The following is a 26,903-nucleotide window of genomic DNA, read 5'->3' as shown; positions in this document are numbered from 1 at the left end:
ATGAACACACAACTCAAGCCCACGCTGGGCACGCTGCACCTGTGGGGGATCGCGGTCGGACTGGTGATCTCCGGGGAATATTTTGGCTGGAGCTACGGTTGGGGGACCGCCGGTACCCTGGGCTTTCTCATCACCACCCTGCTGGTGGCGACCATGTACACCTGCTTCATCTTCAGTTTCACCGAGCTGACCACCGCGATTCCCCACGCTGGCGGGCCCTTTGCCTACAGCCGTCGGGCCTTTGGCGAACGCGGCGGGCTGATCGCAGGGATTGCCACCCTGATCGAATTCGTCTTCGCTCCACCGGCCATCGCCATGGCCATCGGCGCCTATCTGAACGTCCAGTACCCGGACCTCGACCCGCGCCTGGCCGCCGTCGGCGCCTATGTGGTGTTCATGGGCCTGAATATCCTTGGCGTCAGCATCGCCGCCACCTTCGAACTGGTGGTGACGGTACTGGCAGTAGCCGAGTTGCTGGTGTTCATGGGCGTGGTCGCGCCGGGCTTCAGTTTCAGCAATTTCGTGCTCAACGGCTGGTCCGGCTCGAGCAACTTCAGCATCGACTCGATCCCCGGCATCTTTGCCGCGATCCCCTTTGCGATCTGGTTCTTCCTGGCCATCGAAGGCGCGGCCATGGCCGCCGAAGAAGCCAAGGACCCCAAGCGCACCATTCCCAAAGCCTATGTCGGCGGCATCCTGACCCTGGTATTCCTGGCCCTCGGCGTGATGGTGATGGCCGGCGGTGTCGGCGACTGGCGCCAGCTGTCGAACATCAACGACCCGTTGCCCCAGGCAATGAAAGCGGTAGTGGGCAGCAACTCCAGCTGGATGCACATGCTGGTATGGATCGGCCTGTTCGGCCTGGTGGCGAGCTTCCACGGCATCATTCTCGGCTACTCGCGGCAGTTCTTCGCCCTGGCCCGGGCCGGTTACCTGCCCGCCTACCTGGCCAAGCTGTCACGCTTCCAGACCCCGCACCGGGCCATTATTGCCGGTGGCCTGATCGGCATCGCGGCAATCTACAGCGACGGCCTGGTCAACCTGCAGGGCATGAGTTTGACGGCAGCGATGATCACCATGTCGGTGTTCGGCGCCATCGTGATGTACATCATCAGCATGCTCAGTCTGTTCAAACTGCGTAAAACCGAACCCAATCTGGAACGCAGCTTCCGCGCACCGGGTTATCCGATCGTGCCGGGGATCGCGCTGGTCCTGGCGGTGGTGTGCCTGATCGCGATGGCCTGGTTCAACACGCTGATCGGCCTGATTTTCCTCGGCTTCATGGCCGCGGGCTTCCTCTACTTCCTGTTGACCGGGCAATCGCGTGCCGCGGCGCCGGCCGACGCGATGCTGACCGGGCTTTAAGGGCTATTCGGGCAGATCAGGCTTACAATGGAACCACCGAGAAATCTTTTGACTCGAAGTGGTAAGGGCCGACCTTGCGGATGAAATGCTCATGCGCAAACGGCCCATCTAGGAGAACCTTATGCCCTGGTATGCCTGGCTGATCATCGTCGTCGCCATCGGCTCCATCGTCGGCGGACTGATGATGTTGCGTGACACCGCGAACAAAGTGGAGCTGACCGACGAACAACGTCGGCGCGTCGAGGAACGTAATGCCGAGATGGACGCCCAGGACGCGAAGGATCGCTGACCGCCCATTCCCGCAGGTTATTTCTCCCAGGCAGCCTTGGCGATATGCAAGCCATGCTGACCTTTGTAAGCCGCTCGTTCAGGCTGGCTCCAGCCTTCGAGCAATGACGGCTCCAGCCGATAGACTTCCACCCCCAATGGGCGACAGACGCTGAGGGGGTCCTGCGCCTCAGGCCCCCACATCGGCAGCGAGAGGTCGCCACCCGGACAGGTCGACAGCGCACACAGCAGATCGATCTCGGCGAAGAACTCCAGGTAGTCGCCCTTCTGCGCCGGACAGGCTTTCATGAAATACATGTCGTCGTGATTGAGCCCTGTGCACTGGAAGATATTCAGCACGTCGTGGACATCAAACTCGGTCAAGCCATACGGCAGGACGGCGCGGGTCAGGTTCGAGTGACAGTGATGGTGGAAGTCTTCCCCTGTGAGCATCTTGTTCACATACGGATCACAGCGTGTCCCCAGCAGATCGTGCAGACGTCCGCCATGCTCGTCGATCCCGTACCCGGCCAGGCTGTCATCGGTGATGGTGACCAGCGGACGAAGGAACGGCAGGTTCGACCAGAGCCGGTCATGGGTGCTGACATGGGCCCCTTGCAACTGACGGGTGCGGGCCGCCCAGAGGCGCTCGCGCGGGTCGTTGGCATTCCAGACGTTGAAATCGCCGACCTGCGGACCGACCGGCGTGGTTACCCGGAATACATGGCCGGCGGGCACCTTCCAGGCACGCCCGGTACGAATCGGCACCTCGAACTGCTCGATCAGCGTACGAGCCCCCTTTTCCTCGCGAATGCGCTCATAAAACGCGGTATCCACCTGCAAGGCCGAGCCTTTGCTGACCTGATAGGCGGCGGGATAGTCTTTGTACATGCTCAGGATCCTCGATCAGTGATGGGAAGGACGGCTTAAAAAGTCGAGCAGCATCTGCTCGGAATCGTCGAGGTACAGGCTCATCGCCTCCCCGGCGGCGTGCTTGTCACCCTCGGCGAGCAGGTCGTGGATATAACGATCACGCGCCAGCCAGGGCGCTTGGAAACGCTGCTCATCGGGCGCCGAACAAAACACCAGGCGCAACTGCGCAACGATATTGGTAAAAAACTCGTCGAACAGCGGACTGCGCATCAAGCCGACGATATGTTGATGAAACGCCAGGCTGTGGGTGCCCAGGGCCCGCCAATCCTCGCGCTCGCGAGCCAACTCGGCGGCCTCGATGGACTCGAGCATGCGGTCGGACTGGTATTCGCGCAGGGGTTTGCTCAGGGCGATGGCCTGCAGCTCCAGGGTGCGGCGCACTTGGAACAGATCGCGTACCTCCTCGACGCCGAGGCGGCGCACCATCACGCCCTTGTTCCGGACGTAACGTGCCAGGCCTTCCTGGCCGAGCCGATGGAGCGCCTCTCGAATCGTGTTGCGCGAAGCGTTGTAGGTATTGACCAGATCGTTCTCGACCAACGGCATGCCCGGCAGCAGGCGGCCACCGATGATATCGGCACGCAACTCCAGGGTAATCTGGTCGGCCAGGGACAGCTGTGTACTCATGATCATCGCCTTGGATTGTTCAACAATCGTAGATCAATGGGTAATCACTATTCATGCCAGGTCCATGGTTTCGGATTTTTTCCATTGGCTGCATGCGCCCTTGAAAAAACATGACAAATCGCCTACACGTCACGGTTATCATGGCTTAACGATTCGGAGAACCCGCCATGCGGTATTCACAAGACCACAAAGCCCAGACCCACGAACGCATCATCCGGGAAGCCGCCGCACGCTTCCGCCGTGATGGCATTGGTGCGACCGGCCTGCAACCCCTGATGAAGGCACTGGGGCTGACCCATGGTGGCTTCTACGCGCATTTCAAATCCAAGGATGAGCTGGTGGAGAAGGCATTGCAGGAAGCGGCGGCCGAACTGGATGTGCACTGCGATACGCTGTTCAGCCAGGACAAGCCGTTGCAGGCGTTTATCGACAGCTATCTGTCCGAGTGGCACCTGACCACCCCGGATCACGGCTGCCCACTACCGACCATGTGCCTGGAGTTGGGTCAGCGAGGCGAGCCGAGCCCGACAACGGATACGGTGATCGAGTCGCGACTCAAGCAGGTGGAGGAAGCTCTGGGGTCAGGGCCGGACGCCCAGGATCAGAGCATTGTCATGCTGGCGACGCTGGTGGGCGCCCTGGTGTTGTCCAGGAGTGCCGAGGATGAGGCCCTGGCGCAAAAGATACTGGCGGTGACGAAGGCGCACTTGAAGGATCAGGTGGAGTAAGACACCGCTTTACACCTTGAGAAGAGGCCGATCATGGGATAGACCTCTTCTCCCGATAGCGCGTACTCAGTTGATATCGAGCTTGTCGCGATTTTTGTCGAGCAGCGATTTGCCGATACCTTTGACTTCGAGCAACTCATCCACTGAAGAGAAAGGGCCATTCGCCTCACGATAGGCGACAATGGCCTGGGCCTTGGCCTCACCTATGCCGGAGAGTTCGTGCTGGATGGTTTGGGCATCGGCGGTGTTGAGGTTGAGCTTGCCGGACGTGGCGCTTGCCGCCGGGCTTGAAGCAGGAACCGACGAGTCGGTCTTGGTAGTCGCGGTCGGTGCCGAATTGACCACACCCGTGATACCCAGCAGCAGGACGAAAGCGAGGGAAGAGAAAAAGCTTGTACGCATAAGTGACACTCCATGAGATCGAGGGGTTGAAGCAGCTTTTCCGAAGCTGCCTCCCAAACTTAGGCGATGGGGTGGTGCTGTCAAAAGTGTGTCCGTTACAGGATATGAAACTATAAATGCAACGGGGCCCATGCAAGCAAGCCGATTTACCTGGCCCTGTTCAACCCACGCCGCAGCACTGACCGCCAGGCATCCGCCGAGCAGAACAAGCCACCGATGAAACCAAAGGAGGCACATGGACAGCGCACACCCAGAGGAACATCGAGAACAAATGAGTCATTCAATCAGCCCGATGCCCAAACCGCTTTTTTCACGGCATCTGAATATCCTTTCGTTTGCCTTGATTTCAGCCGTCTTCTACTGGATGGCTTATTACTCTGTTTCGGGTCTTCTGCCGAACTCTATTCCCATCCACCACGACGATTACAACAACTATTCGTTTCTGGCCAATGGAGTCGCCTGGTCGTGGATCCGCCCCTTGTCGACATGGCTGATCTTCGTACTGTCATCGCTGGGGCCGGACTGGCTGATCTGGAGCGTACGGATCCTCACTGCCACTTATGTGTTCCTGTGCTGGAAGATCCTGATTGAAGTGGTGCAGCCCCGCCAATACTGGATCACCCTGGCGCTGTTCGCGACAGCGTCACTCTCGAGCCCGATCGTGGCCGAGTATGCTCGTTACACCGGCATGGTGACCCACATGATGTCCGGCTGCCTGGGGCTGGCAGCGGTCTATTGCCTGTTCAAGGATGATCGCCAGGAGAACGATACCTGGCTGTACGTTTCTGCGGCCTTGCTGCTGCTGTCCACACTGGCAAAGGAAGACTTCATCCTTTTCTACGCGTTCTCTTTCGCCTATATCCTGTTCAAATCAAAAAAGGCACTCAACAAACGCCTCCTGGTTGGCTTGGTCGGCCTGGCTATTTCCCTGCTGATCGTGGCGGGCTCGAAGTTCATCGCGGCATCCCCCTTCCTGGGGATCAGCGATGCACAATCCCCGTACCTCGTTGATATTTCACCAAGCAGGGTGGCAGCCACCGTCTGGCGTTATCTGAGGTGGGACGAGCACCCGGTGATGATGGTGCATGGCCTGATCATTTCCATGACCCTGATTTTTTCAAGCATCGTGGCAATGATTGTGCTGCTGCGTGACAGAACACTACCCAAAACACTCTATATCGTGGGTGCGGTGCTGACGCTGATCGCCCCCTATTCAGTGCTGCCAAATCACGTGAACCCTTACTACGAGCTGATTTGGCTACCGTTCATCATCGGTTCTGTTTATGTTGCGCTGACAGAGCTGCTGAACATGAACACGGTGACGCGCCCGCGCACTTATCTGGTTTGTGCCGCACTAGCCGCCCTCGTCATTCCGCTGTATCTCACCGATACGCCGAGGCGCTTCAGTGTCGGTCACTGGTATGACGCACTGGAGTCCAACAACAGCAAGGTATTCAAACTCCTTGAAGACAACAAAGTCGCCATCAACGCAGCCCCTTCGGCCTGTGTGTATGGGGCCGATAGTTTTTCGCCCTGGTACATGCATGGCGGCCAGTATCTCGACAGCGTGATGGACCTGCACACGGTATGGAACATCGTTATCGATAAAACCTCCCCGCTCTACCCGGGTTTTCTACAAGGCGCAGCATTCTCCAGGGGACGGATCGTCGTAACAGATCCATCCGAGGTAAATACGAATTGCCTGAAACTATCACTCACAAAGGCTGAGTAATGCGCACACTGGCAGATCTATTCGTTGGCAAAAATAACAACCTGACCTTTATCCGGCTTATGGCGGCACTCTCGGTCATCTACGGCCACACGCCTGCAATTGTGGCCGGAGTGCCGGCAGACTGGGTCACAAAGACGACCGGCTACGCCTACATTGGCGGCGTTGCAGTTGACCTGTTCTTCCTGATCAGTGGTTTTCTGGTCACCGCTAGCATCCTGAACAGCGGGGCGAAGCATTACGTGATTTCCCGAGTGTTGCGAATCTATCCGGCACTTTGGGTCAACATGATTCTGGTCACCTTTGTCCTGGGCAGTATTGTGACAACACTGCCCGTAGGCGAATACCTGACCAACGGAGCCGTTTGGACTTACTTCAAAGGGCTGGCATTCACCTACCAGGGAGGGTTTTTCCTGCCGGGTGTCTTCACCCAGAACCTCAACCAGGCCGTGAATGGTTCGATCTGGTCGGTCCTGATCGAAGTATGGCTGTACATCATCGTGCTGTTTGTTTATCTCTTCGGGATCATGCGCAGCCGTGCCCTTTTCAACACCGTGTTTTTCGTATTACTCGTAGTGTTCTGGAACGACAAGTCGTACTTGCCCGACGCCTTGAGCAGCAAAACCAACTTGCACGTTTGCTTGCTGTTCTATATTGGCTCTTTCCTCTACATCAATCGCGACAGTGTGCCGGTCAGCCCCTATTTCATGCTGATCGCGCTGTTTCTGGCCGGTATCACCCTGGGTACTGATAAATTTGCCTACGGGTACATTTTGCTGCTCGTGACCTTCTTCTGCACGGTCAGCTTTTTCAAGCAGTTCGCATGGCTGGATAAATGGGGCGATTACTCCTACGGAGTCTATCTCTACGGCTGGCCGGCACAGCAATTGACGGCCTGGGCATTTCCACAGTTCTCAGGAACTCAAAACTTCCTGACCGCCAGCACGATTGCACTGCTATGTGGTATTGCTTCCTGGCATCTTGTCGAAAAAAGAGCCCTGCGCCTCAAAAAAATCTTTTTCAGAAAGTCTGAAACGCCCCCACTCAACTCCGACTTGAGCACGCAAGGAGCATTACTATGATCCCCCTCTTTTCAGACGTGGCGATGAACAAAAATCTGGACCTGCTTGGCGCGGTCAAGAAAGTCCTTGATCGCCACTGGTATGTTCTGGGAGAAGAAGTAACCGGTTTCGAATCGGAGTTTGCCGACTACGTGGGCGTCGGCCATTGTATATCCATGGCCAATGGTACTGATGCCATTGAAATCGCCTTGCGCAGCGTTGGCGTCGAACCCGGTGATCTGGTCGTGACCGTTGCCAACGCCGGCTTCTACAGCAGCACTGCGATCCATGCCGTCGGGGCGGTGCCGCTGTATGTCGACATCGCCCCATCCTGCATGACCATGTCCGTAAATGCCTTGGCCGAAGCTCTTAAACAGAAACCCAGATGTGTCATCGTGACTCACCTTTATGGGCAAATGGCGAACATCAAAGAGTTGCTGGCTCTGACCCACGACGCTGGTGTGACGCTGATTGAAGACTGTGCACAATCCCATGGTGCAAAACTGGAGGGCCGACAAGCAGGCAGCTGGGGCGATGCGGCATGCTTCAGTTTCTACCCAACCAAAAATCTTGGTGCCATGGGCGATGGCGGTGCAGTAGTGACCAATAATGACAAGTTGGCGACCCGGCTCAAAGCCATTCGCCAATATGGCTGGTCGTCGAAATATCACGTAGGTCACACCGGAGGCAAAAACAGCCGCCTGGATGAAATTCAAGCGGCTATTTTGCGAATCAAATTGCCTCTGCTCGATACTTGGAACGTCGCTCGCCGAGACATTGCCTCTCGCTACAACGAAGCTTTTTCAGGCTTGGGCTTTGATGCATTGCCATTTGTAGATGAATCATTTGCCGCACACCTTTACGTTACACGTATCCACCGCCGCGAAGCACTACGCGAGTTCCTCAAGGCCCATGGTGTTGCTACAGAAATTCACTACCCCATTCCAGATCATCAACAGGTGGCCTACCCTCAGTCTCTTATTGCCGGCTCCATGGCGGTCACCAACAGCTCGTGCCAAAAGCTGTTGACCCTACCGTGCTTCCCCGGCATGACCGATGAAGCTGTAGAGTCGGTTATTGCAGCCGTCAAAAAGTACTTCGAACAATAAGGAGCACCATCGTTTGCTAACGCTAGTTATTCCCGTTTACAAAAACGAAAGCTCATTGCCAGATTTGTTGATCGCCATCGATGGACTGAGCAGCAAGCTAGCAGGCGATTTCGAAGCTGTTTTTGTGATCGATGGCAGTCCGGACCGCTGCTACGATATCTTGAGAGAACAACTGCCAAAGCAACGCTTCGAATCCCAACTCGTACTACTTTCACGTAACTTCGGTTCATTCCCGGCAATTAGGGTAGGTCTGGGGGCTGGCAGAGGCGATCGTTTTGCAGTCATGGCTGCGGACCTGCAAGAACCACCGGATCTCGTGCTCGAGATGAACGCACAACTATTGACCGAACAATACGATGTTGTTCTTGGGGTTCGCGAAGGACGGGACGATCCACTTCTTTCGCGCCTTGCATCCAAGACTTTCTGGAGCCTGTATCGTCGATACGTAGTACCCGAAATACCGGAAGGTGGTGTGGACGTCTTCGCTTGCAACAAAGCCTTTCGTGATACGTTGCTAACACTCGATGAAAGGCACAGCTCGCTCATTGCACAAGTTTTCTGGCTAGGATATCGCCGCAAGACCATTTCCTACAATCGCCTAAAACGTGAGCACGGCGCATCGGCCTGGACGTTATCCAAGAAAGTGAACTACATGATGGACAGTATCTTTGCCTTTACTGACCTGCCAATCCGCCTGCTTACACGCCTGGGTGGGATGACCACCATTTTGGCAGCCTGCTTCGGCATCGTTGTGACTGTTGCGCGGCTGATGGGATTGATTACTGTCTCGGGTTACGCGATGACCATTAATGTCATCGTCTTCCTGGGAGCGGCTAACCTGTTCGGACTGGGTATTGTAGGTTCTTACGCGTGGCGCACCTATGAAAATACTAAAGCCAGACCGCTTGCCATCCCAATGAGGACTGAGAGTTTTAATCATGACAAATGAAAACAGCGAGTACTTTGTTCATCCCAACGGGCTTTGTGAGTCTCGCCACATCGGCAAGGGCACCAAGATCTGGGCCTTTGCGCACGTTTTGCCACAGGCCCGCCTCGGTTCGGAATGTAATATCTGCAACAACGTTTTCATTGAGAACGATGTGACCATTGGTGACCGCGTCACTATCAAGTGTGGTGTCCAAGTCTGGGACGGCATCGAAATAATGGATGACGTGTTCATCGGCCCCAACGCTACCTTTACCAACGACCGCTTCCCGCGCAGTAAACAGTACCCTGACGAGTTCCTGCGTACGGTGGTAAAAACCAAAGCGACCATCGGAGCCAATGCAACCATCCTTCCAGGCCTGATCATCGGCGAAAATGCCATGGTGGGTGCCGGTGCAGTCGTGACACGCTCGGTCCCGCCCTTCGCTATCGTCGCCGGCAACCCCGCAAAGATAATTGGTTACGCAGACGCCGTCGACTCCACCAGCGAGAACATGAAGGTTCCAGTATCCTCAGCGCCCTCAGTCACCAAAACCAACGTATCCGGTGTCACACTGCATACATTCAAGGCTGTCCCTGACCTGCGCGGCAACCTGTCCGTCGGCGAGTTCGAACGTGAAATCCCGTTCAACCCGAAACGCTATTTTCTGGTTTATGACGTCCCCACTGCTGATACTCGCGGCGAGCACGCCCATCACCAATGCCATCAGTTTCTGATTGCTGTCAGAGGCAGTATTCACGTTGTTGTGGATGACGGCGAAACACGCGAAGAGATCACGCTTGATAGAGCAAACATAGGCTTGTATCTACCTCCAAAAACCTGGTGCATCCAATACAAGTACTCACCAGACGCCATGTTGCTGGTGTTTGCATCTGACTATTACGACGCCGACGACTACATCCGAGAATACGGCGATTTTATAACGTTGATCAAATCGCAAATACAGGCTTAACCGGATGTCGAGACATAGGTCATTTATCGACTTGATCAAATTCATAATAGGCGGCAGCATCAATACCGCCTTTACGTATGGCTTGTATTTTGGCCTTCAGTTCGCGATCCCTTACCAGGTTGCGTACGCCTTGGCATTTTCAATCGGCATCCTATTTTCGTACTGGTTCAACGCAACGATCGTTTTCAAGACCCCTGTCAGTTGGAAAGGTTTCTTCGCCTTTCCACTGGTGTATTTGGTTCAGTACTTGATATCGGCAGTCCTATTGAGCCTCTTCATCGAACGCTTTGACATTCCCCAAAGCGTCGCCCCCCTCGTTGTCATCATCGCGACCATTCCAATTACTTTCGTACTGACACGCTGGCTCCTGCGCCAAACCTAGCTCATTCAGCATCACATTGTACGGGGTCGTCTATCAAAAATACGCCCTTATCAAGTGTTCAACGGTCAGGTGTCCATACGGCGCTGCTGGTATATCCAGTCGACGATCTCACCATCGGGCGCGTAACCGCTTACGGTATCGCGCAACATTTGCCGTACGCGCACGTAATCATCACTCTCAACCGCAGCCACCAATTCATACAGCCTGGACTTGAGCACATCCCAGGAAAGCATATCTTCGTGGGCGCTCATGATCATCGGGTGCTGGGTCGCTTCGACGTTGTCACCGATCAGCAACTCTTCGTAAAGTTTTTCACCCGGGCGCAACCCGGTGAACTCGATCGCGATGTCACCATGGGGACTCTTGTCCGTACGAACGCTCAAGCCGGAGAGATGAATCATCTTTTCGGCCAGCTCGACGATCCTGACAGGCTCGCCCATATCCAGCACAAAGACATCACCACCCTGCCCCATCGAGCCGGCCTGGATAACCAGTTGCGCCGCCTCCGGGATAGTCATGAAATAACGTGTGATCTTCGGGTGGGTAACGGTCAGCGGCCCACCCATCTTTATTTGCTTGTGGAACAGTGGGATAACAGACCCCGAGGATCCGAGCACGTTGCCAAAGCGGACCATGGTGAAGCGGGTCTTGTTCACCCGCGATACATTGGCCTGATCGCCAAAGAGTACCGGGGCGAGTTCACGACTGAGGGCCTGGAGCGTCATTTCAGCCAGACGCTTGGTACTGCCCATCACATTGGTTGGACGCACGGCCTTGTCGGTGGAAATCAGCACAAAGTTTGCGACACCCGCCTGCAAGGCCGCTTGTGCGGTATTCAAGGTACCGATCACATTGTTCAATACGCCTTCGGCAATATTGTGCTCAACCATCGGCACATGTTTGTAGGCCGCCGCATGGTAGACCGTCTCGACATGCCAGGTTTTCATGACCGACAGCAGCTTGTCCTGGTTACGCACGGAACCCAGGATCGGTAGCAAGCGTACCGACAGCGACTCCCGATCAGCACGCTGTTCAAGCTCAGAGAGGATGGTGTAGAGATTGAACTCGCTGTGCTCGTAAAGCAGCAGGGTAGTGGGGCGAAGCGTCAGAATCTGCCGGCACAACTCGGAACCGATTGAGCCGCCGGCGCCCGTCACCAGCACCGAGCGCCCCTTGATACAGCGCTCAAGCAGGTCCTCTTGAGCAGGGACAGTATCGCGTCCGAGCAAATCGGCGATATCAACTTCCTGGATATCGTCGACCTTGACCCGTCCACTGGCCAGGTCCATGAAACCCGGCACACTTCGAACATGCAGTGGATAACCTTCCAACAGGGCCAGTATTTCACGGCGCCGGCCCCGGGAAGAGGACGGGATCGCCAGGAGTATCTCCTGGGCCCCCGTGGCATCGATCATCTGCTGGATATGCTTGGGCTTGTAGACTTGCAAGCCGGCGATATTGCGGTCGGCAATACCGCTATCGTCATCGATAAAGGCCACAGGCCGCATGGCACGACCCATGCGCAACGCGGCAACCAGTTGATTCCCCGCCGAGCCGGCGCCGTAAATGGCGACCTTGGGCAGACCATCATCACGATTGGTGAACGGCATATGCTGCGCGGTACCAAACCAGTCACCCAGGAAGTACTGGCGCATGGCAAGCCGCAGGCCACCGACCATGACCAGGCTCAACCACCAATAGTTGAAGATGATCGAACGCGGAACAACCACCTGATGGTTGCTATAGACATAGACGACCACCCCCAGGATCAGCGACGAAAGGCTCACCGCCTTGACGATGGTGATCAGCGCGTCGTTGCCGAAATAACGCATCACCGCCCGATACAGGCCGAATCGGATGAACAGGGGAATTGCGACAACCGGGGCGGCAACAAATAACCAGCGGTGCTGGGTAAATGGATTGATCAGGTCACCCACCCCCAAACGCACGACAAACGCCATCCACAGCGCCGCCCAGACCATGACGATATCGGTGAGCACCTGCAGAACGCGCTTTTTTCGACGCGGAAGGCCTACCAAATAGGCTCGTATCTTATCCATAACCCCTCTATAGCTTACCTGCAAAATTTCATCGTCCTGGATCGACAATCGGCCAACCCTGCTCCAGGCCACGACAGATTAACCAACCTTCTCCAACTCGCCTGCATGAAATCTGACCGCGATAAACACCAAAGGAGCGTAAGCCAACAACATACCGGTGAGACCATCCAGTACAGACAAGCCGACACACAAGCCGATGGGCAATAACCAGACGACATTGATCCCGAGCGCAGCCAGGGTCACGGGTAAATGCCGTCCCACCTGGCGCGAGGCAAATTGATAGGCGTGACTGCGATGAGCTTCATAGACCTTGTCTCCACGGAGCAGTCGACGCCCCAGCGTAAACGTCGCATCGACGATAAATACGCCCAGTAAAATCAACCATACCCACAGCAAATGAGGTGAATGCCAAGCGGCCTGGAGAGAAAGCCCGCCCAGCATGATGCCTAGAAAACCGCTGCCCGCATCGCCCATGAAAATGCGGGCGGGTGGAAAATTCCAATAAAGAAAGCCGGCCACGGCCAGCGCCAGGCACAGCGGAGCCCAAACCAAGCCCTCGTAACCGCCCAATTCATAGACAAGACAGGCACCGAGGCACACAAAAATAGCTTCGACACTGGCAATCCCGTCAATGCCATCCATGAAATTATAGAGATTGAGCATCCACACAAGGTAAAAGGCCGCGAGGATGTGCCCCAGCCAGCCCAAATCAACCTCTGCTCCGAACAGATTAAGGGCGGGCATGCCCCCCAAACAAAGCAGGATCCAAAAAGAGGCAGAAAAGTGAGCCAGTAGACGCCAACGAGCGGCTATATGCCCATGATCATCGAGGAAGCCCACGATGGCGACAACCGCACCGGCCGCAAACAGTGCCAGGAATACCGCCACGGGCAACCTGTCCATCCAGGCGAGTACCGGCAATGCGATCAGGAAAGCGAGCACGATCGCCACACCGCCCCCCCGCGGCGTTGCAACAGAATGGGAACTGCGCCCATTGGGAACATCCAGCAGACTGCGAGCCAACGCGTATCGGCGTAACGCACCGGTCAACAACAATGAGGAGACCAGTACGAACGCGCACAGCAGCAAAATCATCATCTAGTTCAAAAGTCCTGGAACATTGGCCACAAACAAGCCAAGGCAAAGAGCGAAGCCCGTGAATTCAATCCACCATTCTACGCAACATCGCAATAGCACGTCAGGCTCTGCCTGCCGGTAAAAGGCATTGAAAGCTCGCGCAGGGGTCGAGTCGCCCGCGGCCAGGGATGAGACCTGCCTTGCCTAAGCTGCTGGCCGTCGAGCGGCTCAGGGCAAGTCTGTATCGCTCAGCTCAAAGGGCCGGGGCAGAAAACCAAACTGGCATTGAGCCTCGGAATGATCAAACACCAGATCCTCGACCATTCGTGAGGCCATGGCGGCGGACAGATGCCGATAACGAGGCAGGCAACGCGCTATTGAAATGGCCAAGCGCAGAAAAACCACCGGGATGCTGACAATACGCACAGGCAGCCGCTGCGCCTCGAATATACGGATGACCATCGCCCGATAGGAAAGCACTTCGCCTCCGGACAGGTTGTAACCTCCCGACACGACAGCGGACGCGGTCAAGGCGCGCAAGCAGACCTGGGCCAGATCGTCGGCATGTATAGGTTGACGCAACCCCGTACCGCCGCCCGCTAACGGGAAAAAGCCAAATCGCCGGGTGAATCGGGCGACTTCAGAGATATTTTTATCCCGCCCCAAGCCATAGATCAGGGTAGGACGTAACACCACCCACTCGACCCCAAGATCCCGGGCCCAATGCTCCAGCACCGACTCGCTCGCGGCCAGACGATCGGCCAGCGCCCGCTCGGCAAGATCCGGCGATTCGCACTTGGTATATCGACTGGTTGAGGAGAGGGCAACGATGCGCTTGACCTTGCTTCGAGCAAGGCGCTCCAGATACTCGGGAAGGGCCCAGATCGGCGCCAGGCAGACACAGACGTCGAACTCCAGGCGTGGCCAATCGTCGATGTGCCGCCACGCCACTACAGAGGAGGAAAGCCGAGAGCGGTCACGGGTAAAAGAGGTCACCTCAAAACCGGAACGCAGCAACAGCGGGATCAGTCGCTCTCCGAGAAAGCTCGCTCCCCCCAGGATCGCAATACGCACCTTATGCGCCTTTTTTCTGTTTAAAAAAGGCGACCACACCCATAACCAGATGGCGAGCGACAACTAGGCTGAAGCGTAGCCAGACGCCAATCACCACACTCACCCACAAAACCCCGGGATATTGGTGGCGAAAGAACTTCTGATAAAAACGCAACATTCCACGGTGCTTGTGCCACTCGACGAAATAGGGGCGACTACGACTGCACACCCCAAACTGATGGCTTACCTTGGCGCCCGGCACATACAGGACATCCCAACCCGCCTGACGAAAACGCATGCACCAATCCAGATCCTCGCAGTGGAGAAAATACCCCTCATCCCAAAGCCCGACCGATTCGATGGCCTCACGCCGGACAAGCATGCAGGCACCGGAAATGGCTTCCACGACCATGGGCTCACGTGGCAGAGGTTGTTCATGCAGCAAGAAGTCGGAAAATGAAGCCGGCAGGAACTTCGACAACCGAGAGAGCCCGAATGCCCGCAAAAAAGCCCGCTTGGGCGTCGGAAAAACTCTCCGGCCACCCGGCTGTTCCGTGCCGTCGGGATTACAGAGGAAGCCCCCGACCATCCCTGAGCGCGGATAACTCACCAACGCCTGGATCATGCCACCCAAGGCATCGGCGGCCAGCACGCAATCCGGGTTGAGAAACAACACATAAGGGGCCGACGTATGGTGGACGCCGATATTGCACGCGGCAGCAAACCCAAGATTGGACGAATTGCGCACGATGCGCAGCTCTCCTCCTTGAAGCGACATCAGCGTGTCCAGGCTGTCGTCCCTTGAGGCGTTATCCACCACAATGACACGAGACGCTCCGCTCGCCCACGAGGAAAGCACGCTTTCAGATAAGAATCCGCCTGCATTGTAGTTAACAATGACAACATCGCAAGTACCTTCCAACGGCACAGGCGAAGAATTGGAAGAATGTACTTCACATGAAGCTTGTTCACTGCAGATCAATATAGAATTCAAAACAGCTTCCAATCCGTGATCCATACGGTAACAACTCTGATACCTAGTCGCCACCTACTGCTACAATCGTCGAAGCGACATTGAATGCGAACGCTTCCCTACCACCACGGTGCAATATATAGTACTCACGCGCCTTGAGAACAGCTAATCATCGACATGCAAAACGTCACAGGAATGACGCCACAAGAATGACACCACTCGAAAAATAATCAGCCCCACACCTACTAATAAATAAGTCATGCATGAGTCGATGCCTGATCACCCGAGACACCAGCCTGATGCAGTCGTTCAGTTCATCTCCCACCTCAATGCTGAGCAGTATCTTGAACAACAAGAGCCTGATCCGCGCCCTTATTCTCCGGGAGATCACAGGCCGCTATAAAGGTTCAATACTGGGTCTTCTCTGGTCTTTCGTCACCCCGCTCTTCATGTTGCTGGTCTATACATTTTTTTTCAGTGTGGTCTTCAAAGCCCGCTGGTCAGGCGGAAGCGACTCGAAGAGCGAATTTGCGCTTGTGCTGTTTGCCGGATTGCTGCTCTTCAATCTGTTCTCCGAGTGCGTAAACCGTGCTCCCGGGCTGATCTTGAGCAATCCCAATTACGTCAAGAAAATTGTCTTCCCCCTGGAAATCCTCCCGTTCGTATCGCTCGGCGCCGCATTATTTCACGGTGCTATCAGCCTTCTGGTCTGGCTGCTTTTTTATGTCGTGCTGTTTGGCATTCCACCTGTGACCGCCCTGTCACTGCCGCTGATCGTTCTCCCCCTGAGCTTACTGATACTTGGAGTCAGTTGGTTCCTCGCGGCCCTCAGCGTCTACCTGCGTGACATCAGTCAGTTGATCGGTATCCTGACCACCGCCTTGTTGTTTATGTCACCTATTTTTTATCCGGTATCCGCACTCCCGGAAAGTTATCATGTTTTTCTCAAGTCCAACCCCCTGACCTTTCCGGTAGAAATGGCCCGCGATGCTCTATTCTGGGGGGCCTGGCCACACTGGGAGGGGCTGGTTATCTATTATGTGGTCACTTTCCTGGTGGCGTGGCTGGGGTTTGCCTGGTTTCAAAAAACACGCAAGGGCTTTGCTGATGTCATCTGAAATGGCGATCAGTGTTGAGGGGCTGTCAAAGCACTATCATCTCTACGAAAAACCCTTTCAGCGTTTGCTGCAGATGTTTACCGGTCGACGCAAACAGTACTTCAACACCCGTCGGGTCCTGAACGATATTAGTTTTCAAATAAAAAAGGGCGAAACCGTCGGTATTATCGGCCGCAATGGCAGCGGCAAGTCCACTTTGTTGCAACTCATTTGCGGCCTGCTCAATCCCAGCGGTGGCAGTATCAAAACCCATGGCCGTATCGCTGCGCTACTGGAGTTGGGGGCCGGCTTCAACCCTGAGTTTACGGGGCGCGAAAATATTTATCTCAATGGCATCATGCTGGGTTTGAGCATTGAAGAGATCGACGAAAAATATACCGCAACAGAAGCATTCGCCGAAATTGGCGACTACATCGAACAACCGGTTAAAACTTACTCCAGTGGCATGTATGTGCGCCTGGCGCTTGCCATCCAGGCCAATATTGACCCGTGCCTGGGGGACCAGAGATGCCAGGTCATCGGTGCCCGGCTTTATGACACGCACAGAAACCCCAAAGAAATCTGCACACCGATCCATTTCGATACAACCTTCAGCATTGATCGGGTGCCTTAACCTCCACCCACTCGCCAGAAAGCACGGATAAAAAGCAGGTGTCGCGCTGTCGACCTAATGACAGACTCTCAGGTCGGCCGTTTTGCCCACAGGAAAATAAAAGCATGGAACAGATTGATCGCCTTCTCGAGCGCATGGACAAACTGACCTGTGCAGTGGAGCGTAAGTCGGGCGAAAGCGCGCAATTGCTCAAGGTCATCGAAAGCAGAGACCAAGCCATTGACCAACTGCACATCGAGAAAAAACGGCTCGATGATTGCCTGTCAATGCACGCGTCCGAGTTGGGGCGCTTGACCGGGCAAATGGAGCACAGCCAGCAACAGGTACAGGCGGTATCGCAGAAACTCAAGGAAGCCGAGAAACGGCTTCAGGAGCAAAAAGCTGAAACCCAGGGACTGTCGGAGCAAATCGCCAACCTGCATCAGCAGCTTGCGTCAAAACAAACCGAACTATTGAGTCTCTCGGACTGGGCAATCACCATAGACCGTGCACCGCTGCGCCATCTGCTGCACAAGATGCTGTTCAATTCGGCTCGTTATGTGTACACCCACCTCCCCCTTGCCCCCAGCAAGAAGAGCAAATTGGCCCGTAAGGCCCGTCGCTGGCTGAAAGGCAACACCGCACCCGTCACTCAAATCCAACCGTTTTCAGCGCTGATGACACTGCCAGCGAACAACCCCGAAGCACCAGCAGCTTACGAAAAGCAGACGGCCGCCTTTATCTTTGGCGTCATTGACTGGCATTTCCGTATCCAGCGCCCACAGAACCTGGCCAAAGAGCTGGCACGAACCGGCCAGGTGACGTTCTACATTTCCAACCACTTCATTGATAACGACCGCCCCGGCTTCGAAGTTGAACCCCTTGAGGGCGTGAGTGGGCTATTCCAGATCAGATTGAATGTGTCCGGCGCGCCGGCCATCTATCACGCCCCACCCACCAGCGCCGCGATAAAACAACTGCGCCTGAGTCTGGCGGAGTTGATGCAATGGGCAAAGATCGAGAAGGTGAACTGCGTTGTCCAGCACGCCTATTGGTTTCCGCTCGCCAGATGCGTTCCCAACTCCACCCTGATCTATGACTGCATGGATCATCACGAGGGGTTTGGCAATGTGGCCCAGGAGCTGCTGGACCTGGAAAAAGCCCTGATGCGTCGAGCGGACCTGCTGGTTGCCACATCGACCTGGATCGAACAGCACGGCAAACGTGAAAACCAGAACGTCAGCGTGATACGCAATGCCGCGGAATACAGCGCCTTCTGCCAAGCGCCAGAGCAAGTCTATCGGGATGCCCAAAACAGAAAAATCATCGGTTACTACGGCGCGATCGCGGAGTGGTTCGATCTTCAACTCGTCAAACAGCTTGCCCAGGCCCTTCCACAACACCTGGTATTGCTCATAGGCAACGATACGGTCAATGCAAAAAAACACTTCAAGGGTTGCCCGAACATTGTCATGCATGGCGAGGTTCCCTACGCCTCCCTGCCGTACTATCTCCATGCAATGGACGTGTGCCTGCTGCCGTTCAAGGTCATTCCCCTGACACTGGCGACCAACCCGGTGAAAGTCTATGAGTACCTGAGCGCCGGCAAGCCCGTGGTATCGGTCAAGCTGCCTGAACTGGATCAGTTCGGCAGCCTGGCCAATACCGCTGAAAACCCGGCGGAGTTTATCGCCGCCGTCCAAGAGGTTCTGGAACAGCTCCCCGAACCCTACTCGGCACGCCTGGCACGCCAACAATTCGCGCAAACCCAGACTTGGGAACATCGAGCCATTGCCCTGCGCCAGGCCATCGACAGCTTGCCCGCGCCAAGAGTCAGCGTCGTGGTGCTGACCTATAACAACCTGGAGTTGACCCAGGCCTGTCTCAAGAGCCTGGTCAACGAAAGCAACTACGAAAACCTTGAGATTATCGTCGTTGACAACAACTCCACCGATGACACACCGGCGTTTCTGGCCGAGTGGGCCAAGGACGGCCCAGACCGCATCATCATTCTCAACCAGGACAATAAAGGCTTCGCGGCCGGCAACAACCAAGGGTTGGCAGCCGCCAGCGGTGACTACCTGGTCATACTGAACAATGACACGATTGTCACGGCCGGCTGGATCAAGGGCCTGATGCGTCATCTGATAGACAATGATGACATCGGCATTATCGGACCGGTCACCAACAATATTGGCAATGAGGCGCGTATCACCACGCGCTATACCCACCTGGGCGAAATGCACGCCGAGTCCACCCGCATCACCCGCCAACACATGGGGCAGTGGTTCGAAATCAATACCCTGGCCTTTTTCTGCGTGATGCTGCCACGCTCAAGCTATGAGCAGATCGGCGGCTTATGTGAAGACTATGGATTGGGCTTTTTCGAAGACGACGACTACTGCCGTCGTATTCAACACCAGGGTATGCGCGCCGCCTGTGCCGAAGATGTGTTTGTCCATCATCACTTGTCGGCGTCCTTCAATAAGCTCGGCGCAGAAAAAAAGCAGGCGCTTTTTGAAAAGAACAAGGCGATTTATGAAAGCAAGTGGGGAGCCTGGACTCCCCATCGATACCGTGACGCATGAAACATGCAGACAACAGGATCTAAAGGAATGACCCAGAAGGTGCTCTGCATTATTGGCACACGCCCCGAGGCCATCAAAATGGCCCCCGTGATCAAGGCGTTGCAAGCAGAAGGCAGTATCAACTGCCGAGTCCTGGCCACGGCCCAGCATCGCCATATGCTGGACCAGGTCCTTGATTTTTTTGAGATTGTTCCAGATATGGACCTGGACATCATGCGTCCCAACCAGTCCCTTGCGACCTTGAGCGCACGCCTGCTGGAAGGGCTCGATGAGGTACTGCTTGCCGAAAAACCTGATGTCGTCCTGGCTCAAGGCGATACCACGACGGTCATGGCTGCCGCACTGGCTTGCTTCTACCAGCGCATTCCATTTGGACATATTGAGGCAGGATTGCGCACCGCAGATCTGTACAACCCGTTCCCCGAGGAGGCAAACCGGGTCATCGTCGGCAGGCTGGCACGCTGGCATTTCGCGCCGACCCAGGGCGCCATGGAAAACCTGTTGCAGGAAGGTATTGCCACAACGGCGATCACCATGACCGGAAATACCGTCATTGATGCACTCTTGATGGCGGCAGCCAAACCGCTTGCCCTTGATATGCAACTGGATGAGAGCAAACGCCTGGTGCTGGTGACCTCCCACCGCCGCGAGAACTTCGGCGCGCCCTTCCGTTCGATATGCCAGGCACTCAGGACGATCGCCGAAAGAAACGCTGATGTGCAGATACTCTATCCCGTCCACCCCAACCCCAACGTCAAGGACGTCGCCCACGAAATACTGGGCCAGACGTCCAACATCATGCTTTGCGAGCCCCTGGACTACCCACAGTTCGTCGCCGCCATGAAGCGCTCCTACTTGATCATCAGTGACTCCGGTGGCGTTCAGGAAGAAGCTCCAGCCCTTGGCAAACCCGTACTGGTGCTGAGGGAGGAAACCGAACGCCCCGAAGCCGTCGAACTCGGGGTGGTAAAGCTGGTCGGTGCAGATCGGGAGACCATCATCGGACAGGCCCAGCGATTGCTTGACGATCCCACGGCCTATAAAGCCATGGCGCGAGGTGTCTCTCCTTATGGCGATGGCCTGGCGGCCGGGCGTATCCTCGAAACCCTGGTACGGCACTTTCAAACATGCGAATGATCTATCTGTCCCCGGTCCCCTGGGCCAGCTTCAGCCAGCGCTCGCACCACTTCGTGGCCTGGTATCACGAGCAAACGCAGTCAGAGGTACTGTGGATAGATCCGTACCCCACACGACTGCCGAGACAATCCGATTTCAAGCGCAAAACCGTTGCTCCAACCCCAGCAGCCAAAGAGTGGCTGCCCACCAAATGGCTACATCTGATCAAACCCAAGGTTTTGCCCATCGAGCCCATTCCGGGGTCGGGACTGCTTCAAACACTGCTCTGGCGCGAGGTCATCAACAAGGCCCAGGCTTTCGCCGCGGAACATCCTTGCATGATTTGCGTCGGCAAACCTTCGGAACTTGCGCTGCAACTACTCACGCGCATGCCCGAAAGCTATGCGGTTTACGATGCCATGGACGATTTTCCTGCCTTCTACAAGGGGCTTTCTCGTCGCTCCATGGCTACTCGCGAGCGATTGCTGGTTGAGCGGGTATCGAAAATCCTGGTCTCCTCCACTGCCATCGGTAGAACGATGGGCGCCGTGGCCGACAAGGTGGAGCTGGCCCTGAATGCTTGCGACATCCAGAAACTGGCCCCCCTCGAATCGCTGGTGCTGGATACCAAGCAACAGTTGCTGGGCTATGTGGGGACGATTGGCAGCTGGTTCGACTGGGACTTGGTCATCGCGCTGGCACAGGCCAACCCCGAAAATCGGATACGACTGATCGGCCCGATCTTTACCCCCCCGCCCTGCCTGCTACCGGGGAATATCGAGTTATTACCTGAGCGCCCCCATGCCGAGGCCATTGCCGCCATGGCGACGTTCTCGGTTGGCTTGATCCCATTCAAGCTCAGTCGTCTGACAGCCTCCGTCGATCCGATCAAATACTACGAATACCGTTCGCTTGGCCTGCCGGTGATCTCCACTCGCTTCGGTGAAATGGCCTTGCGCGATAAAGAGACGGCGGTATGGCTGATCGATGAAAACAGCGATCTACGCCTGACAAGCCGACAGGCGCTTGACTACCGCTGCAATTCTTCAAGGATCCAGGCGTTTCGCCAGGACAATTTGTGGGCAACACGCTTTTCGGCAACTCGCCTGCTTTCGGACGCTCTTGCAGGCGCCCCGCCTCCCAGAGGCCGCTGACTATTGCAGTCTTGCGCCGCCCGGCCGATATCAAACCTCATAACGTATTCAGGACCGCCCCTTTATGACCGACGCACAACCTCCACTCGTGATGTGGCATGCCAGTCAAGTGACACCGGAAGACCGCCAGCAATTGCTGAGGCAGAAACCGATCACCGTCTGGTTGACCGGTTTGAGCGCCTCGGGAAAGTCGACCCTGGCCTTTGCCCTGGAACAACGTCTGCTGGATAAGGGGCAACTGTCTTTCGTACTCGATGGCGATAATGTTCGCCATGGGCTCAATAGCAATCTGGGCTTCAGCGCCGAGGATCGTACGGAAAATATCCGTCGCGTGGCGGAAGTGGCGAAATTGATGAACGATGCCGGCCTCATCGTCATTGCGGCCTTTATTTCCCCTTTCACCCAGGATCGTGCACTGGCCCGGACAATCATCGGAGCCGAGCACTTCCGTGAGGTTCATGTCAGCACCTCATTGGGGGTCTGTGAGTCCCGTGACCCGAAAGGCATGTACAACAAAGCCAGGTCAGGCAACCTGCCGAACTTCACCGGAGTTTCTTCTCCTTACGAAGCCCCCGAACAGCCCCACTTGAGAATCGACACGCAAAATGTGGGTCTGGATGCCGGGGTGGATCAATTAATCGCCCTGATCAACGGTCCGCATTAATCAGCTCTACCACTACCTGAACAAGGACGTTTATGTAAACACTGTCGTTTACGAGCACTTTGGAAATCCAGAAGTGCTCGACGACTACATTTCGTCACTTTCGGCTGCCGGTACAGAAACGCATACCCCACCTATTTGATAATCTGCTGGTCTCTTCGCCCAATGGAGGCGGGCTTCTATTTATACATGGAGACCAGGCATTTCACCTGGACACTCTCCATACCACGGGCATCAGCCTGAGCGGGGCGAACAGGCCGCTCGCAGGCGGGGCTGACTTCGAAGCCTGGATGAAGTTATGGCGGCTCTGGCACCTGTTGTTCTGGGGAGAACTGCCGGCCGAGTTTGCTCAGAATGATAGGACGAAGAGTCGCTTTTTGTCCGTGCGAACGCTGGACAGCTCTTTTGAGCAACAACAAAAATCAATGGTCGGCTGACGGTAAGCAACCAGTTGATCGGACCGCGGTAGGAATGGCAGTCATCTGCCTCCCCCGCGCAGATCCGTAACTGCAGAATTACCGCATACGGTTCCTGCCTTGGATTTTCAAGCCGAAGCGAGTGATGGGATAAGCAGGCATCGGCAACTCACATGGATAGGGGATGAATAATTCCCCCTGTGGCTCAACCTTCTTCCTCTTCCTCATTCACCCGATCCCGCAACTCCTTCCCCGGCTTGAAATGCGGTACGAACTTCCCATCCAGGCTTACCGACTGCCCGGTCTTGGGGTTTCGTCCAACCCGCGGAGCGCGATAATGCAGCGAAAAACTCCCAAACCCGCGGATCTCGATACGGTCGCCGGTTGCCAGGCACTGGGACATTTGCTCAAGCATGGTCTTGATGGCCAGCTCTACATCCTTGGATGAAAGCAGCCCCTGATGGGTGACAATTCGTTCGATCAGCTCCGACTTCGTCATATTTTTCCCTTCTTTTTCAAGCAGCTAGGAAAGCACTTCGAAGGTTTTAGCATGAGCGGAAGGTTTTGAACAGCCCATCTATTGACTTATCTGCATGCAGAAGAAACGAGGAACAGGATCGTCTAATTGCAAATCACCAGCATGGTGCGAGTGACAGCACCCGCCGGATTCCAGCCAAAAAGATATCCATCCCCATCATCCTTGGCATCACTGGACTTGGTGACGACCTTATAGCCCTGAGCCTTGCACTCCAGGGCCGCTCGTGCGTAGCACTTGTCCCAGTCCGACCCCAGCCCCGAACAATCGATCTCGACACCGCTCACACCGCGCCTGACGTGAGTCGTCGCCTGGGTGACGCACCCCGCAAGCAACAACAACGCGAGGACAATCATTAGCTTGCTCATTCCTTTCCTTACTGACGCGCTCCCTGAACCGCTCACGGAGCACAAACCAAACGTTCCTGACGACAAACGTTTTTACACTGATAAATAAGACCGTCGCCACCCTGAATTCGTTTCAGATTTTGAACGTCAAATCGCAGGCACAAAAAAGGGCGACCGAAGTCGCCCTTTTTCTATGGTCCGACAGAACTTAGTTCTGTTTTTCCATCTGAGCACGCAGCAGAGCACCGAGAGTGGTGTCGACTGGAGCATCCGAAGCAGCTGGCTTGTCGCGCAGGCTCTGGATGGCTTCTTTTTCGTCTTCAACGTCTTTCGACTTGATCGACAGCTGGATCACGCGGCTCTTGCGGTCAACGCTGATGATCTTGGCTTCTACTTCTTCGCCTTCTTTCAGAACGTTGCGCGCGTCTTCAACGCGGTCACGGCTGATTTCGGAGGCTTTCAGAGTCGCTTCGATATCGTCGGCCAGAACGATGATGGCGCCTTTGGCGTCAACTTCTTTCACGATACCTTTAACGATGGCGCCTTTGTCGTTAACCGAGACGTACTCGGAGAACGGGTCGCTTTCCAGTTGCTTGATCCCCAGGGAGATGCGCTCGCGCTCTGGGTCAACCGACAGGATAACGGTGTCCAGCTCGTCGCCCTTCTTGAAACGACGTACGGCTTCTTCGCCCACTTCGTTCCAGGAGATGTCGGACAGGTGAACCAGACCGTCGATGCCGCCGTCCAGACCAATGAAGATACCGAAATCGGTGATCGACTTGATGGTGCCGGAGATTTTATCGCCCTTGTTGAACTGGCCAGAGAAATCTTCCCATGGGTTAGATTTGCACTGCTTGATGCCCAGGGAGATACGACGACGCTCTTCGTCGATGTCCAGAACCATGACTTCCACTTCGTCGCCGACTTGTACGACTTTCGAAGGGTGGATGTTCTTGTTGGTCCAGTCCATTTCGGAAACGTGTACCAGGCCTTCAACGCCTTCTTCCAGCTCAGCGAAGCAGCCGTAGTCGGTCAGGTTGGTAACGCGAGCGGTGACGCGAGTGCTTTCTGGGTAACGGGCTTTGATAGCAACCCATGGATCTTCGCCCAGTTGCTTGAGGCCCAGGGAAACACGATTGCGTTCGCGATCGTACTTCAGAACCTTGACATCGATCTCGTCGCCAACGTTGACGATTTCCGATGGGTGCTTGATACGCTTCCAAGCCATGTCGGTGATGTGCAGCAGGCCATCGACGCCACCCAGATCGACGAATGCGCCGTAATCGGTGAGGTTCTTGACGATACCTTTGACTTGCTGACCTTCCTGCAGGGATTCCAGCAGAGCTTCACGCTCGGCGGAGTTCTCGGCTTCCAGGACGCTGCGACGGGAAACGACAACGTTGTTGCGTTTCTGGTCGAGCTTGATGACCTTGAACTCGAGCTCTTTGCCTTCCAGGTGCGTGGTGTCGCGCACTGGACGGACGTCAACCAGAGAACCTGGCAGGAACGCACGGATGCCGTTAACGTCGACAGTGAAGCCGCCTTTAACCTTACCGTTGATAACGCCCTTGACCACTTCTTCGGCTGCGAAGGCTGCTTCCAGAACGATCCAGCATTCAGCGCGCTTGGCTTTTTCACGGGACAGCTTGGTTTCACCAAAGCCATCTTCAACCGAATCCAGCGCCACGTGAACTTCGTCACCGACGTTGATGTTCAGCTCGCCAGCATCGTTGTAGAACTGTTCCAGCGGGATCAGAGCTTCAGACTTCAGACCAGCGTGGACAGTGACCCAACGAGCTTGGTAATCGATATCAACGATAACACCGGTGATGATCGAACCAGCCTGAAGATTAAGGGTCTTCAAGCTCTCTTCAAAGAGTTCCGCAAAGCTTTCGCTCATTTTAATTCCTGTTGATAAGGGCGAAGAATACGCCCATCTGCCACACCCCAGACGGTGTGGGTTACGTTCATATGAAAGAGGCCGCGCAGGACTATGACTGGTCCCCTGCACACCTCTTGTTCACCCGGCGATATCGCGAATGGCGATCTCGCTCATGATGCGTTCCAGCACCTGCTCGATGGACAATTCCGTGGAATCCAGCTGTATCGCGTCAGCCGCCGGCTTGAGCGGGGCTACCGCTCGCTGGGTGTCACGCTCATCGCGTGCACGTATCTCATCTAGCAGACTCGACAGACTAACATCATCGCCCTTGGCCTTCAACTGCAAGTACCGGCGACGAGCCCTCTCCTCGGAGCTGGCAGTCAGGAAAATCTTCAACGGCGCATCGGGAAACACCACCGTGCCCATGTCCCGGCCATCGGCCACCAGGCCCGGCGGCTCCTGGAACGCCCGCTGGCGTTGCAGCAAAGCCTCGCGCACCGCCGGCAACGCCGCCACCTGGGAAGCCCAGGCACCGACCTGTTCGTTGCGGATATCTTCGGTGACGTCGTCACCCTCGAGGATGATCCGCGCCGTACGATCGCTGGTTGCACCGACGAACTGCACATCCAGGTGAGCGGCCAGGGCCTTGAGCAACTCCTCGTTGGTCAGGTCGACCCCATGGTTGCGCGCAGCGAACGCCAGCAACCGATACAGCGCGCCGGAATCCAGCAGGCACCAGTTCAGGCGCTTGGCCAGAATCCCGGCGACCGTGCCCTTGCCCGAACCGCTCGGCCCGTCAATGGTGATAACTGGAGCTTGAATATTCACGA

At 55.8% G+C, this 26,903-nt stretch carries 25 protein-coding genes and 1 pseudogene; 15 read left to right on the top strand and 11 right to left on the bottom strand.

Annotation, left to right across the window (positions count from 1 at the left end):
* Entirely contained in the window at positions 1 to 1,365 is a 1,365-nt protein-coding gene (gene eat / locus CWE01_RS03470; RefSeq protein WP_100939114.1) for an ethanolamine permease, read from the top strand.
* Positions 1,366 to 1,486: 121 nt separating this feature from the next.
* A complete protein-coding gene (locus CWE01_RS03465) occupies positions 1,487 to 1,654 on the top strand; it encodes a DUF2897 family protein (protein WP_100939113.1) in 168 nt (55 codons plus the stop codon).
* A 17-nt stretch (positions 1,655 to 1,671) separates the two neighbouring features.
* Here the strand turns inward: CWE01_RS03465 and CWE01_RS03460 are convergent, their stop codons facing one another.
* Both CWE01_RS03460 and CWE01_RS03455 read right to left on the bottom strand, forming a co-directional pair.
* Entirely contained in the window at positions 1,672 to 2,523 is an 852-nt protein-coding gene (locus CWE01_RS03460; RefSeq protein WP_100939112.1) for a DUF1989 domain-containing protein, read from the bottom strand.
* Positions 2,524 to 2,538: 15 nt separating this feature from the next.
* On the bottom strand, positions 2,539 to 3,192 hold the full coding sequence (locus tag CWE01_RS03455) for a GntR family transcriptional regulator (protein ID WP_100939111.1): 654 nt from the start codon (positions 3,190 to 3,192) through the stop codon (positions 2,539 to 2,541).
* Positions 3,193 to 3,359: 167 nt separating this feature from the next.
* Here CWE01_RS03455 and CWE01_RS03450 point away from each other — a divergent pair, with 167 nt between their 5' ends.
* A complete protein-coding gene (locus CWE01_RS03450) occupies positions 3,360 to 3,920 on the top strand; it encodes a TetR/AcrR family transcriptional regulator (RefSeq protein ID WP_100939110.1) in 561 nt (186 codons plus the stop codon).
* A gap of 66 nt (positions 3,921 to 3,986) precedes the next feature.
* On the opposite strand, the gene CWE01_RS03445 is transcribed toward CWE01_RS03450, so the two are convergent.
* Positions 3,987 to 4,322 carry a ComEA family DNA-binding protein gene (locus CWE01_RS03445; RefSeq protein ID WP_100939109.1) on the bottom strand — a complete coding sequence of 112 codons (336 nt, stop codon included), beginning with the start codon at positions 4,320 to 4,322 and terminating at the stop codon, positions 3,987 to 3,989.
* A gap of 235 nt (positions 4,323 to 4,557) precedes the next feature.
* Here CWE01_RS03445 and CWE01_RS03440 point away from each other — a divergent pair, with 235 nt between their 5' ends.
* The 6 genes from CWE01_RS03440 to CWE01_RS03415 are packed head-to-tail and all read left to right on the top strand — an operon-like array spanning position 4,558 to position 10,501.
* Complete coding sequence (locus tag CWE01_RS03440; protein ID WP_100939108.1) at positions 4,558 to 6,054, top strand: hypothetical protein; 1,497 nt, start codon at positions 4,558 to 4,560, stop codon at positions 6,052 to 6,054.
* Positions 6,054 to 7,133 (top strand): acyltransferase, encoded by a 1,080-nt coding sequence (locus CWE01_RS03435; RefSeq protein ID WP_100939107.1) that lies wholly within the window; start codon positions 6,054 to 6,056, stop codon positions 7,131 to 7,133. The genes CWE01_RS03440 and CWE01_RS03435 overlap by 1 nt, the downstream gene beginning before the upstream one ends.
* Complete coding sequence (locus tag CWE01_RS03430; protein WP_100939106.1) at positions 7,130 to 8,221, top strand: DegT/DnrJ/EryC1/StrS aminotransferase family protein; 1,092 nt, start codon at positions 7,130 to 7,132, stop codon at positions 8,219 to 8,221. Before CWE01_RS03435 ends, CWE01_RS03430 begins: the two co-directional genes overlap by 4 nt.
* A 13-nt stretch (positions 8,222 to 8,234) precedes the next feature.
* Positions 8,235 to 9,170: a glycosyltransferase family 2 protein gene (locus CWE01_RS03425; protein ID WP_100939105.1), complete on the top strand. Its 936-nt coding sequence runs from the start codon at positions 8,235 to 8,237 to the stop codon at positions 9,168 to 9,170.
* Positions 9,160 to 10,119: a WxcM-like domain-containing protein gene (locus tag CWE01_RS34060; RefSeq protein ID WP_100939104.1), complete on the top strand. Its 960-nt coding sequence runs from the start codon at positions 9,160 to 9,162 to the stop codon at positions 10,117 to 10,119. The genes CWE01_RS03425 and CWE01_RS34060 overlap by 11 nt, the downstream gene beginning before the upstream one ends.
* Before the next feature lie 31 nt (positions 10,120 to 10,150).
* The gene (locus tag CWE01_RS03415; RefSeq protein ID WP_218177175.1) at positions 10,151 to 10,501 is read left to right on the top strand and encodes a GtrA family protein; all 351 of its coding nucleotides are present in this window, start codon (positions 10,151 to 10,153) and stop codon (positions 10,499 to 10,501) included.
* Between the two features lie 65 nt (positions 10,502 to 10,566).
* Here the strand turns inward: CWE01_RS03415 and CWE01_RS03410 are convergent, their stop codons facing one another.
* The 4 genes from CWE01_RS03410 to CWE01_RS03395 form a co-directional block, all read right to left on the bottom strand.
* Entirely contained in the window at positions 10,567 to 12,561 is a 1,995-nt protein-coding gene (locus CWE01_RS03410) for a nucleoside-diphosphate sugar epimerase/dehydratase (protein WP_100939102.1), read from the bottom strand.
* Between the two features lie 78 nt (positions 12,562 to 12,639).
* Complete coding sequence (locus tag CWE01_RS03405) at positions 12,640 to 13,659, bottom strand: glycosyltransferase family 4 protein (protein ID WP_100939101.1); 1,020 nt, start codon at positions 13,657 to 13,659, stop codon at positions 12,640 to 12,642.
* 207 nt (positions 13,660 to 13,866) lie between these two features.
* Positions 13,867 to 14,712, bottom strand: coding sequence for an NAD(P)-dependent oxidoreductase (locus CWE01_RS03400; protein ID WP_100939100.1), 846 nt, complete (start codon positions 14,710 to 14,712; stop codon positions 13,867 to 13,869).
* 1 nt (position 14,713) lies between these two features.
* A complete protein-coding gene (locus CWE01_RS03395; protein ID WP_256579298.1) occupies positions 14,714 to 15,697 on the bottom strand; it encodes a glycosyltransferase family 2 protein in 984 nt (327 codons plus the stop codon).
* Positions 15,698 to 15,963: 266 nt separating this feature from the next.
* Here CWE01_RS03395 and CWE01_RS03390 point away from each other — a divergent pair, with 266 nt between their 5' ends.
* The 6 genes and pseudogenes from CWE01_RS03390 to cysC all read left to right on the top strand — a co-directional run bounded on the left by CWE01_RS03390 (position 15,964) and on the right by cysC (position 22,896).
* Positions 15,964 to 16,782: an ABC transporter permease gene (locus tag CWE01_RS03390; RefSeq protein ID WP_100939219.1), complete on the top strand. Its 819-nt coding sequence runs from the start codon at positions 15,964 to 15,966 to the stop codon at positions 16,780 to 16,782.
* Positions 16,772 to 17,272: pseudogene (locus CWE01_RS03385) on the top strand (ABC transporter ATP-binding protein); the annotation flags it as partial. The gene CWE01_RS03390 and the pseudogene CWE01_RS03385, both read left to right, overlap by 11 nt.
* Positions 17,273 to 17,499: 227 nt before the next feature.
* Positions 17,500 to 19,962 carry a glycosyltransferase gene (locus CWE01_RS03380; RefSeq protein ID WP_100939097.1) on the top strand — a complete coding sequence of 821 codons (2,463 nt, stop codon included), beginning with the start codon at positions 17,500 to 17,502 and terminating at the stop codon, positions 19,960 to 19,962.
* A 27-nt stretch (positions 19,963 to 19,989) separates the two neighbouring features.
* On the top strand, positions 19,990 to 21,099 hold the full coding sequence (gene wecB / locus CWE01_RS03375) for a non-hydrolyzing UDP-N-acetylglucosamine 2-epimerase (protein ID WP_100939096.1): 1,110 nt from the start codon (positions 19,990 to 19,992) through the stop codon (positions 21,097 to 21,099).
* Positions 21,090 to 22,232 (top strand): glycosyl transferase, encoded by a 1,143-nt coding sequence (locus CWE01_RS03370; protein ID WP_100939095.1) that lies wholly within the window; start codon positions 21,090 to 21,092, stop codon positions 22,230 to 22,232. Before wecB ends, CWE01_RS03370 begins: the two co-directional genes overlap by 10 nt.
* 91 nt (positions 22,233 to 22,323) lie before the next feature.
* On the top strand, positions 22,324 to 22,896 hold the full coding sequence (gene cysC, locus CWE01_RS03365) for an adenylyl-sulfate kinase (protein WP_371315602.1): 573 nt from the start codon (positions 22,324 to 22,326) through the stop codon (positions 22,894 to 22,896).
* A 618-nt stretch (positions 22,897 to 23,514) separates the two neighbouring features.
* On the opposite strand, the gene ihfB is transcribed toward cysC, so the two are convergent.
* The 4 genes from ihfB to cmk all read right to left on the bottom strand — a co-directional run bounded on the left by ihfB (position 23,515) and on the right by cmk (position 26,901).
* Positions 23,515 to 23,808 (bottom strand): integration host factor subunit beta, encoded by a 294-nt coding sequence (gene ihfB / locus CWE01_RS03355; RefSeq protein WP_100939092.1) that lies wholly within the window; start codon positions 23,806 to 23,808, stop codon positions 23,515 to 23,517.
* 122 nt (positions 23,809 to 23,930) lie between these two features.
* Positions 23,931 to 24,212, bottom strand: coding sequence for a hypothetical protein (locus tag CWE01_RS03350; protein ID WP_100939091.1), 282 nt, complete (start codon positions 24,210 to 24,212; stop codon positions 23,931 to 23,933).
* 187 nt (positions 24,213 to 24,399) lie between these two features.
* Positions 24,400 to 26,091, bottom strand: coding sequence for a 30S ribosomal protein S1 (gene rpsA, locus CWE01_RS03345; protein WP_100939090.1), 1,692 nt, complete (start codon positions 26,089 to 26,091; stop codon positions 24,400 to 24,402).
* A 120-nt stretch (positions 26,092 to 26,211) separates the two neighbouring features.
* Positions 26,212 to 26,901: a (d)CMP kinase gene (gene cmk, locus CWE01_RS03340; RefSeq protein WP_100939089.1), complete on the bottom strand. Its 690-nt coding sequence runs from the start codon at positions 26,899 to 26,901 to the stop codon at positions 26,212 to 26,214.
* Between the last annotated feature and the right edge of the window lie 2 nt (positions 26,902 to 26,903).

This window comes from Pseudomonas sp. QS1027 (genome assembly GCF_002814235.1).
Lineage (GTDB): Bacteria > Pseudomonadota > Gammaproteobacteria > Pseudomonadales > Pseudomonadaceae > Aquipseudomonas.
The sequence above is the reverse complement of the archived record's forward strand: the minus strand, read 5'-3'. Positions and strand labels throughout refer to the sequence as shown.

Excerpts from the sequence above, each read along its gene's own strand:
- CWE01_RS03390 (WP_100939219.1), top strand. The coding sequence starts at position 15,964 with ATGCAGTCGTTCAGTTCATCTCCCACCTCAATGCTGAGCAGTATCTTG.
- rpsA (WP_100939090.1), bottom strand. The coding sequence starts at position 26,091 with ATGAGCGAAAGCTTTGCGGAACTCTTTGAAGAGAGCTTGAAGACCCTT.
- CWE01_RS03350 (WP_100939091.1), bottom strand. The coding sequence starts at position 24,212 with ATGAGCAAGCTAATGATTGTCCTCGCGTTGTTGTTGCTTGCGGGGTGC.
- wecB (WP_100939096.1), top strand. The coding sequence starts at position 19,990 with ATGACCCAGAAGGTGCTCTGCATTATTGGCACACGCCCCGAGGCCATC.
- CWE01_RS03435 (WP_100939107.1), top strand. The coding sequence starts at position 6,054 with ATGCGCACACTGGCAGATCTATTCGTTGGCAAAAATAACAACCTGACC.
- CWE01_RS03450 (WP_100939110.1), top strand. The coding sequence starts at position 3,360 with ATGCGGTATTCACAAGACCACAAAGCCCAGACCCACGAACGCATCATC.
- CWE01_RS03465 (WP_100939113.1), top strand. The coding sequence starts at position 1,487 with ATGCCCTGGTATGCCTGGCTGATCATCGTCGTCGCCATCGGCTCCATC.
- ihfB (WP_100939092.1), bottom strand. The coding sequence starts at position 23,808 with ATGACGAAGTCGGAGCTGATCGAACGAATTGTCACCCATCAGGGGCTG.
- CWE01_RS03440 (WP_100939108.1), top strand. The coding sequence starts at position 4,558 with ATGGACAGCGCACACCCAGAGGAACATCGAGAACAAATGAGTCATTCA.
- CWE01_RS03410 (WP_100939102.1), bottom strand. The coding sequence starts at position 12,561 with ATGGATAAGATACGAGCCTATTTGGTAGGCCTTCCGCGTCGAAAAAAG.
- CWE01_RS03455 (WP_100939111.1), bottom strand. The coding sequence starts at position 3,192 with ATGAGTACACAGCTGTCCCTGGCCGACCAGATTACCCTGGAGTTGCGT.
- CWE01_RS03380 (WP_100939097.1), top strand. The coding sequence starts at position 17,500 with ATGGAACAGATTGATCGCCTTCTCGAGCGCATGGACAAACTGACCTGT.
- CWE01_RS03445 (WP_100939109.1), bottom strand. The coding sequence starts at position 4,322 with ATGCGTACAAGCTTTTTCTCTTCCCTCGCTTTCGTCCTGCTGCTGGGT.
- eat (WP_100939114.1), top strand. The coding sequence starts at position 1 with ATGAACACACAACTCAAGCCCACGCTGGGCACGCTGCACCTGTGGGGG.
- CWE01_RS34060 (WP_100939104.1), top strand. The coding sequence starts at position 9,160 with ATGACAAATGAAAACAGCGAGTACTTTGTTCATCCCAACGGGCTTTGT.
- CWE01_RS03430 (WP_100939106.1), top strand. The coding sequence starts at position 7,130 with ATGATCCCCCTCTTTTCAGACGTGGCGATGAACAAAAATCTGGACCTG.
- CWE01_RS03460 (WP_100939112.1), bottom strand. The coding sequence starts at position 2,523 with ATGTACAAAGACTATCCCGCCGCCTATCAGGTCAGCAAAGGCTCGGCC.
- CWE01_RS03405 (WP_100939101.1), bottom strand. The coding sequence starts at position 13,659 with ATGATGATTTTGCTGCTGTGCGCGTTCGTACTGGTCTCCTCATTGTTG.
- cysC (WP_371315602.1), top strand. The coding sequence starts at position 22,324 with ATGTGGCATGCCAGTCAAGTGACACCGGAAGACCGCCAGCAATTGCTG.
- CWE01_RS03370 (WP_100939095.1), top strand. The coding sequence starts at position 21,090 with ATGCGAATGATCTATCTGTCCCCGGTCCCCTGGGCCAGCTTCAGCCAG.